Source organism: Salinivibrio sp. IB282 (genome assembly GCF_001995685.1).
GTDB lineage: Bacteria > Pseudomonadota > Gammaproteobacteria > Enterobacterales > Vibrionaceae > Salinivibrio > Salinivibrio kushneri.
The window spans coordinates 57,942-66,708 of record NZ_MUET01000007.1 but is presented as its reverse complement, the minus strand read 5'-3'; the positions used below and the strand labels follow the sequence as shown (position 1 = coordinate 66,708).

8 protein-coding genes and 1 other annotated feature are annotated in these 8,767 nt (G+C 54.9%); of the genes, 1 reads left to right on the top strand and 7 read right to left on the bottom strand.

What is annotated here, in order from left to right; all coding sequences use genetic code 11:
* The first annotated feature begins 140 nt into the window (after positions 1–140).
* A complete protein-coding gene (locus BZG14_RS02995) occupies positions 141–446 on the top strand; it encodes a hypothetical protein (protein ID WP_069362617.1) in 306 nt (101 codons plus the stop codon).
* Between the two features lie 66 nt (positions 447–512).
* On the opposite strand, the gene trpA is transcribed toward BZG14_RS02995, so the two are convergent.
* From trpA to aroF, 7 genes are all read right to left on the bottom strand, one after another.
* Positions 513–1,334 carry a tryptophan synthase subunit alpha gene (gene trpA, locus BZG14_RS02990; RefSeq protein ID WP_077485731.1) on the bottom strand — a complete coding sequence of 274 codons (822 nt, stop codon included), beginning with the start codon at positions 1,332–1,334 and terminating at the stop codon, positions 513–515.
* Positions 1,334–2,524, bottom strand: a complete 1,191-nt coding sequence (gene trpB / locus BZG14_RS02985) for a tryptophan synthase subunit beta (protein WP_077607946.1) — start codon at positions 2,522–2,524, stop codon at positions 1,334–1,336. The genes trpA and trpB overlap by 1 nt, the downstream gene beginning before the upstream one ends.
* Before the next feature lie 94 nt (positions 2,525–2,618).
* On the bottom strand, positions 2,619–4,007 hold the full coding sequence (gene trpCF, locus BZG14_RS02980) for a bifunctional indole-3-glycerol-phosphate synthase TrpC/phosphoribosylanthranilate isomerase TrpF (RefSeq protein ID WP_077607945.1): 1,389 nt from the start codon (positions 4,005–4,007) through the stop codon (positions 2,619–2,621).
* A complete protein-coding gene (trpD, locus tag BZG14_RS02975) occupies positions 4,004–5,008 on the bottom strand; it encodes an anthranilate phosphoribosyltransferase (RefSeq protein WP_077607944.1) in 1,005 nt (334 codons plus the stop codon). The genes trpCF and trpD overlap by 4 nt, the downstream gene beginning before the upstream one ends.
* A gap of 80 nt (positions 5,009–5,088) precedes the next feature.
* Entirely contained in the window at positions 5,089–5,703 is a 615-nt protein-coding gene (locus BZG14_RS02970) for an aminodeoxychorismate/anthranilate synthase component II (protein ID WP_077607943.1), read from the bottom strand.
* The gene (locus BZG14_RS02965) at positions 5,700–7,304 is read right to left on the bottom strand and encodes an anthranilate synthase component 1 (protein ID WP_077607942.1); all 1,605 of its coding nucleotides are present in this window, start codon (positions 7,302–7,304) and stop codon (positions 5,700–5,702) included. The genes BZG14_RS02970 and BZG14_RS02965 overlap by 4 nt, the downstream gene beginning before the upstream one ends.
* The gene (aroF, locus tag BZG14_RS02960; RefSeq protein WP_069590121.1) at positions 7,301–8,314 is read right to left on the bottom strand and encodes a 3-deoxy-7-phosphoheptulonate synthase; all 1,014 of its coding nucleotides are present in this window, start codon (positions 8,312–8,314) and stop codon (positions 7,301–7,303) included. Before aroF ends, BZG14_RS02965 begins: the two co-directional genes overlap by 4 nt.
* Positions 8,315–8,396: 82 nt before the next feature.
* Positions 8,397–8,491 (bottom strand) — a sequence feature (Trp leader region).
* Between the last annotated feature and the right edge of the window lie 276 nt (positions 8,492–8,767).

Genomic DNA, 8,767 nt, shown 5'->3' with positions numbered 1-8,767 from the left:
GTATATGTATTTGCATGGAGTGATGCCACAAGAGTGTAACCACCTATGACCTTACGCAATACGGAGCGGGATAGTCAGTCATCCCTGCTGGTGAAGCACTATAATAGGGAGTGCCCCAAGTCGAGTGAGAGGAGGCTGACATGTCTATCCATTCACGGAGTTACACCTTAAACACCACTCCCGCGCGTCAAGCGCATGTGCGGGTGATCCCCAATGGCAATGTGATGGTTCACATCGCCGACGAGGAAAGCCCCCACCTCGCTGAATTTGATGAAGTGACGTTTCAGCGCAAAGGCAAAATCACCCAGTTGCTGGCTGAGCATATTGAGCCCGGCAAACATGATAATTGGGCGTTACCTTTGAACCATGGCGATGCCAACGAGCTCGCGACATTGATTGACCAAGCGCAAGAAGAGTTTGAGATATTAATGCGCGACCTAAGCTAAAACGTGAGACACTAATGCATGACCCACCAGTACAACGACTGGTGGGTCTTTTTTATTAGGCCTTGGCTAGCCTTGGGCTGTTGCCGTTTTCATTTCTCGGACAAACTGAGTGAGCGCATGGAGCATTGTTGGCACATCATGTTGATGCTGCTCGATGATCTTCACCACCGCCGAGCCAGAGATGGCACCTGCCGCCCCGGCGCTGATCGCCGCTTTGACTTGCTCAGGGGTTGAGATGCCAAAGCCAAGTAGCGGGCGCGGTGCCTCATGATGATGCAAGGTGCCGAGCAGGTGTTCAACCGGCGCCCCTGCTTTAGCCTCTGCCCCTGTGACCCCGGCGCGCGATACCAGATAGGTATAGCCACGACCCAGCTCTGCAACTTGAGCTAAGGTTGCRTCGTCTGCGTTAGGCGGGGCAATAAAAATCGGGTCAATACCCTGTGCCAAAGCGTGATCACGAAATGGTGCAGATTCAGTAAGTGGCACATCTGCCACCAGTACCGAATCGACGCCGACATCCGCACAGCGAGTATAAAAGGCCTCAATGCCACGGGCGTAGACTAAGTTGGCGTACATCAGCAGCCCAATCGGCACGTGAGGGTGTTTTTCGCGTATCGCTGCCAATATCTCAAAACAGGTATCGGGCGTGGTCCCTGCTTTCCGTGCTCGGATAGTGGCGTCTTGAATCGTGGGGCCGTCGGCCAATGGGTCGGAAAAAGGCATGCCAAGCTCCAGCGCATCGGCGCCGCCTTCAACCAATGCATCGATCACGGCGAGTGATTGCTCTGGGTTTGGATCCCCTAAGGTGACAAAAGGAACAAAGGCGCCTTGCTGTTTGGCATCCAGGTTTGCGAACATCGCTTGATATCGAGTAGATGGTGCCGTCATTACAGCTCTCCTTTGCCTTCTAGAATGTCATATACAGTGAAGATATCTTTATCACCACGTCCGGATAGATTCACCACTAAAAGCTGCTCTTTGTCCGGCTCCGCCGCCATCATCTTTTGTGCATGGGCAATGGCATGGGCCGACTCCAGCGCGGGAATAATGCCTTCGTTGCGCGCGAGAGATTGAAACGCTTCTAAGGCTTCATCGTCGGTGACCGCCGGATATTCGCCACGACCAGTGGCGTTAAGGTGCGCATGCTGTGGCCCCACAGACGGGAAGTCTAACCCCGCAGACACTGAATACGACTCTTCCACTTGACCATATTCATCTTGCATCAATGGCSATTTCATCCCGAAGAAAATACCGGGCTTGCCGTGCTTTAAGGGCGCGCCGTGTTGATCGGTATCGAGCCCTTTACCCGCCGGTTCCACACCAATTAAACGCACGTCTTTGTCATCGATAAAGTCAGCAAACATACCAATGGCGTTAGAGCCGCCACCCACACAAGCGATTACCGCATCCGGCAAGCGGCCTTCTACCTGCTGAATTTGCGCACGGGTTTCCTCACCAATAATGCGTTGAAACTCGCGCACAATGGTCGGGAAGGGGTGCGGGCCCGCCGCAGTGCCGAGCAAATAGTGGGCGGTATCATAGTTGGCTGACCAGTCGCGCATCGCTTCGTTACATGCATCTTTTAACGTCGCGGAGCCCGCATGGACGGGGATCACGGTCGCGCCCATCAGCTTCATCCGAAACACATTGGGGCTTTGACGGTCAACGTCTTTGGCCCCCATGTAGATGCGGCACTTTAGTCCCAGTAGCGCACACGCCAGCGCGGTCGCCACACCGTGTTGGCCGGCTCCGGTTTCAGCAATGATTTCTGATTTGCCCATCCGCTGGGCAAGCATGGCTTGGCCCAGTACTTGGTTGGTTTTGTGCGCTCCACCGTGCAGCAAGTCTTCCCGCTTAAGATACAGCTTGGTGTTCGTTCCCTTGGTGAGGTTACGGCAAAGCGTCAACGCGGTGGGTCGTCCGGCATATTCTTGCAGCAGGCGAATAAAATCGTCTTTAAAAGTGGGATCCTCTTGGGCATCAATAAACGCCTGTTCGAGCTGATCGAGCGCAGGCACCAGAATTTGGGGCACGTACTGACCACCAAATTCGCCAAAATACGGGTTAAGCTTGCTCATAATTATCCTTTTACGTCTTTAACTGGGGGCCGAGATACGTTGCCTGTCTTAGCGACATCTATCCTCTCAGCCAAATCGACCATCTCTTGATAAATCAATAGCGGCGAAGGGCGCGGAACGCCGCATGTAACTTGTTGGCATCTTTCACACCGGGCGCATGCTCAACGCCGGAGTTAAAGTCCAGCCCGAGGCAGCCCTGTTCGGCCGCTTTGGCCGCGTTATCGGGAGTGAGCCCGCCGGCAATCATGACTTTGTCTTTGGCGGTTTTAGGGATCAGGTGCCAATCAAAGGTTTTGCCCGTGCCGCCAGATTGCTGGCCGACTCGGCTGTCGATGAGGTGGCGGTCAGCATTCACGCCGTCTAAAGCCGGTGCGACATCAGAGACACCGTGTGCTTTCCAAATTTCACAGTGCTCAGGGAGCTTCTCACGCAATGCTTGTAGATACGCCGCGTCTTCATCACCATGCAGTTGCACCGCATGAAGGCTGAGCTGTTGTGCGTACTCAGCCACGGTGTCTAGCGCATGATTTTGGAACACGCCCACATAGCAAAGCGGTGCGCCTTGTTGTACGCGCTTGGCCACGGCGGCCGTGACGGCACGCGGGGAGTGCTCAACGAAAATAAGTCCGCCGTAGACTGCGCCTGCGTTGAAGGCTGCGAGGGCATCGTCGGCGGTGGTGAGCCCACAGACTTTATTCTCTCCCAAGATCACTTTACGTAGCGCGAGGGTGAGATCGGGCTCTGCCATTAATGCACTGCCAATCAAAAAGCCATCCGCGTGGTGGGCAAGATCGCGTACATGACGATGACTATGAATGCCACTTTCTGAAATCACGAGCGCTTTTTCGCCCACTTGTGGTGCTAAACGTTTGGTGCGATCGCGATCGATGCTTAAATCGCGCAAATTCCGGTTGTTAATCCCAATCACCACTGCCCCTAAGGCATTGGCACGCGCCAGCTCGTCCTCGGTGCTCACTTCGGTAAGCACGCCCAGCTTTAGCGACTCGGCTAAATCGGCCAGTTCGCGGTATTCAGCGTCGTCGAGTACCGATAGCATCAATAAGATCGCGTCGGCTTGATAATGACGCGCGAGGTAAACCTGATACGTGTCGATAATAAAATCTTTGCAAAGCACAGGTGCATCGACTTGTGCGCGCACGATAGGCAAGAAGTCAAAACTGCCCTGAAAGTGGTCTTCGTCCGTCAGCACCGAAACGGCAGCGGCAAAGGGTTGATAGGCGCGGGCAATACTCGCCGGATCGAAGTCTTCTCGGATCAGGCCTTTCGAGGGCGAGGCTTTTTTGCACTCCAAGATAAACTGTGAGCCCGGTGCAGACAGCGCAGCACGAAAATCGCGATCACTGAGCGTCAGCTGGTCGATAAAGCTATCCAGAGGCTGAGAGCGCTTGCGCGCGGCCACCCAGCGTTTTTTGTCATCAACAATGCGGCCTAAAATAGTGTCGTTGAGGGCTGAGGTGGTCATACTGCGCTCCTTTGTGCTAACGCTTGCATGATGGTGTAAGGCTTGCCCGACGCCATCACGTCCAAGGCCTGTTGAGTGTTTGCTTTCAAGTCTTCTTGTCCGAATAAGCGTAGCAATAGTGCCACATTGACAGCCACCGCGGCTTGCTGGGCGTCTGTGCCTTTACCTTGCAAAATCGCGCTGATCATCGCGCGGTTCTGCTCCGGCGTGCCACCGGCAATGCTATCCAGCGGGTATTGGGATACACCAAAGTCGCTGGGGGTTAAGGTGTAATGCTCGATGTGGGTCGGGGTGATTTCTGCCACCGTCGTGGGGCCGTGGATAGCCACTTCATCCAGACCGTCACCGTGAACCACGGCTGCGCGCGTCATGTTGAGGTTTTGCATGGTTTGTGCAATTGGCGCAACTAAGGCTTGGTCGTAGACGCCCATCAGCTCAATGCTAGGTTTCGCCGGATTAATTAACGGCCCAAGCAGATTGAAGATGGTGCGCGTTTTCATCGCTTGGCGCACGGGCATCGCGTGTCGTACGCCGGTGTGGTATTGCGGGGCGAATAAAAAGCAAACGCCCAGATTATCCAAGGCCTCGCGGGCGTGGTCGGCAGGCATCGCCAAATCAATGCCAAAGGCGGCGAGTAAATCCGATGAGCCCGACTTGCTCGATACCCCGCGGTTGCCGTGTTTGGCCACTTTCACGCCACAGGCGGCGGCGACAAAGGCGGCCGTCGTTGAAATATTAATGGTGTTCGCGCCATCGCCTCCTGTGCCGACGATATCGGCAAACGGATAACTGGGGCGGGGGAAAGGTTCGGCGTTGTCAGTCAGTGCTTTTGCCGCGCCCGCGATTTCTTCAGGCGTTTCCCCTTTAATCTTCAATGCGGTTAATGTAGCCGCTAATCGTGCTGGCTCGAGTTCGCCCTGAATGATCGCACTAAACAGCTGCTCGCTTTGCGCTTGGCTGAGTGACTGTTGTTGGTAGAGCGTCTCTAGTAGTTGATCCATCACTGTACTTAACCTCGGTATTTGTCTGTTCTAGCCCCGTGCCTATCTGGCACGTGTTGTTGTTAGCGCTGATGTTGCTGTTAGCGCTGATAGTAGCCACTGGCCCAATCGATGGTGTGGGTGAGCAGGGCGGCGCCTTGTGCGGTCAAAATGGACTCTGGATGAAATTGATAACCGACCACGTAGTCGGTATTGCTCACCACCGCCATCACTTTTTGATCGTCGCCATCCAAGGTCGTGGCGATGACATCCAAGCTGGCAGGCACATTAGTCGCCACCAGCGAGTGGTAACGGGCCACGGTGAGCGGGGATGCCAATGGGCCAAATACCGGATGCTGTTGGTGATGCATGGCCGAGGCCTTGCCGTGCATGATGGTGCCGGCACCCGCTACTTTGCCGCCGTAGGCTTCGACGATCGCTTGCTGACCCAGGCAAATCCCCAGCATCGGCACCTGGCCGCGCAGCCTTTCAATCAACGCGGGCATACAGCCGGCATCGGAAGGCGCACCTGGGCCGGGCGAGAGCACCAGTAGCGGCTGGGGCAGGGTACGAATATGACGAACAATCGCCTCGGCCTCTAAATGATTGCGGAACACCGTGACCGGGTAACCGAGTGCGCGAAATTGATCCACCAAGTTATAGGTAAAGGAGTCCATGTTATCGAGCAGCACGATGTCCATTGACGGGGTACTCATGATTGGCCTCCTTGGTGGGCGGTTTGAATCGCATGGATCACCGCTTGTGCTTTGCCGCGGGTTTCGTCCGCTTCGGCTTGTGGGTCAGAATCAAACACCACGCCTGCACCGGCTTGCACGGTGGCAAGGCCGTTTTCAACGTAGGCAGAGCGGATCACAATGCAGGTATCCATCTCGCCTGATCCGGTAAAGTAGCCCACGGCGCCGCCATAACTGCCACGACGGCACTGTTCGGTGTCACGGATGAGCTGCATCGCGCGAAGCTTGGGCGCACCGGTAAGCGTGCCCATATTCATACAGGCTTGGTACGCATGTAGCGCGTCTAGATCAGGTTTCAGCTGACCCACCACCCGAGATACTAAATGCATCACATGGCTGTAGCGGTCGACTTTGAGCAAGTCGGCGACATGACGGCTGCCGGGCGTGCTAATTCGCGCCACATCGTTGCGGGCCAAATCGACCAGCATCATGTGCTYGGCGTTTTCTTTTTCATCATTGCGCAGCTCAAGCTCAATGCGGCTATCCAAGTCGTGATCGATGTCGCCTTGGGCGGTCTTCCCGCGTCGGCGTGTACCGGCGATGGGATAAATCTCAACCTGATTGGTCGCTTGAGTATATTTAAGGGCGCTTTCTGGCGAGGCGCCAAACAAGCTAAATTGGCTATCGCGCAGATAAAACATATACGGGCTAGGGTTGCCGCGCTTCAGCGCTCGATAAGCATTGAGCGACGAGGGACACACGAGGGTAAAGCGGCGCGATGGCACCACTTGAAACACATCACCGGCAATCACGTGCTTTTTCAGCGCGTCAACCTGCTGACAAAAGTCTGAATCGGAGACAGAAACCGTGACACTGTGATCAGTCACCACGGGCGCTTCTGGAAGTGGTGCAGGCGATAAGCAGGCTTCTTTGATGCGTTGCAAACGACGCGATAAATCCACATAGTGAGCGCGGGCGTTATCACCCCCAAATAAGGTGCCTTGTAAGCGCGCTTGGCGATGCTGGTGGTCAATCACCAGCAAGCTTTCTGCAACATAAAAAAGGTAGTCGGGGCAGTGCTCGGTGCCCTCCACCGCTGGCAGGGTTTCAGTGCTGGCCACCAAATCATAGGCAAAAAGGCCACCGATAAAGAGCGCATCGTCAGGCTGGTTATCCAACGCGATACTTTGTTTGATGACACGCAGGGCATCAAACACCGACGCTTGGCGCAGACGGGCGTCTTCATCCAACAGCGCGCCATTGTCGTTGGGATGGCGGAACGTCAACGTTAGGGCGGGGAAGTCTCCATCGTTGGTCTGCGCTACCTCACAGGCGAAGGCTTTCAGCGCTGCGCTCTGGGCGATGCTGGCCAGCAAATGACTGCCATTATGGGTGAGCGCCTGTAAGGTCACGCGCTGCCCGCGGCATTCAATACGCACGGCCGCATCGATCAGCATCAGGCTTTTAAGATTACGTTTGGAGTCAATCTCTGCCGACTCCAACAGCATGCTATAAGGCTTATCTTGGCACACGACGGCATACAACTCGGTCGGGTCGGCCACATAAGGCACCGAGAGTTGGAGCGTATCAAGCTCGCCATGTTGAGGATCATGAGTGTTCACAGCTTTCTCCCTGCCGCTTGCACAAAGGGGGTAAGTTCTTGCATTAGCTGCGCGAACATATCGCCGGTTAGGGCTTGGTGACCGTCTGACAGTGCTTCGCTTGGGTTTAAGTGGCTCTCCACAATGATGCCATCCGCGCCCACGGCCGCTGCGGCGCGTGATAGTGGCGTCACCAGCTCTCGCACGCCCGTTCCGTGGCTTGGGTCGACCAACACTGGCAAATGGCTGCGCTGCTTCATCAAGGCYACGGCATTCAAATCCAAGGTGTTACGTGTGGCGGTTTCGTAAGTGCGAATGCCGCGTTCACATAGAATCACATTGGGGTTACCCGCATCGACAATATATTCCGCTGCCAGCAAACACTCTTCGATAGTGGCGGAAAGCCCCCGTTTTAACAAGACAGGTTTGCCCGTTTCGCCTACCGCTTTGAGCAAGCCATAGTTTTGCATGTTACGTGCGCCAATTTGCAAGCAGTCAATGTACTCGCACACCGCGTCGACTTGGCTAATTTCCATCACCTCAGACACGGTTGGCATGCCAGTCAGCTCACTGGCTTGTTTGAGCAGTTTTAATCCTTCAACCCCCATGCCTTGGAAATCATAAGGGCTGGTGCGAGGTTTAAAGGCGCCGCCCCGTAATACTCGTGCACCATGGGTTTTAACGCGCTCCGCCACRGACAGCAATTGAGATTCCGACTCCACCGAGCAGGGGCCTGCCATGACCACAAAGTGTTGACCGCCTACAGGCACATTGCCGATATGCACCACGCTGTCGTGCGGCTGCACATCGCGGCTCACGCGTTTATACTTAGTTAAAATCGGTTTGACTTCCTCAACCAGCGGGTTGGCCTCAAAGTGGCATTGTTGCAACACACGCTCATCACCCAGTGCGCCCAGTACAATGCGTTCCACACCCGGCATATAAAGCGGCTTTAACCCGCATTGCTCGATTTGATTGAGGAGGACGTTGGCATCCTGCTCGGTGGCTTGGGGCTTAAGTACAATAATCATTAAATATCCTTTTAAACTATGGTTGCGGGTTACCGTGGCTGGATGCGTAGTGGCACGATAACGCGTGATGCAAAATTGAGAGACAAAAACGCCCGCATCAGTGGCGGGCGTTGTGAATAAGGTAGCTGGTTATACAGCGCGTCACACCGCCCGTGAGGAGCCGTGCCACCAAATAAGTGCAACAGAGGTCATGGATGTCGCCAACACACTCACGGCCTGTGCGGCAGTGGGTGCGGTGTGAATCGAATGTGATCTAGACGCGGCGTTGAAATACATGCTGCGAGACTCCGTCTTGACTGTTACTCTTAGCGCCATATCGCTCCCCAAGACTGAGAAACGGTGCGCGTTAACTTGTGTACTAGTAAACTGATATTTTGCTTCTGTGTCAACGGGGAAATCGAAAAGAATGCAGAAAAAGTGCGGAATAAGCACACGATAATAAAGAACAAAGAT

Bases quoted from the DNA above. Each gene is read 5' to 3' on its own strand.
- BZG14_RS02995 (WP_069362617.1), top strand. From the start codon at position 141: ATGTCTATCCATTCACGGAGTTACACCTTAAACACCACTCCCGCGCGT.
- trpCF (WP_077607945.1), bottom strand. From the start codon at position 4,007: ATGACCACCTCAGCCCTCAACGACACTATTTTAGGCCGCATTGTTGAT.
- trpD (WP_077607944.1), bottom strand. From the start codon at position 5,008: ATGGATCAACTACTAGAGACGCTCTACCAACAACAGTCACTCAGCCAA.
- BZG14_RS02970 (WP_077607943.1), bottom strand. From the start codon at position 5,703: ATGAGTACCCCGTCAATGGACATCGTGCTGCTCGATAACATGGACTCC.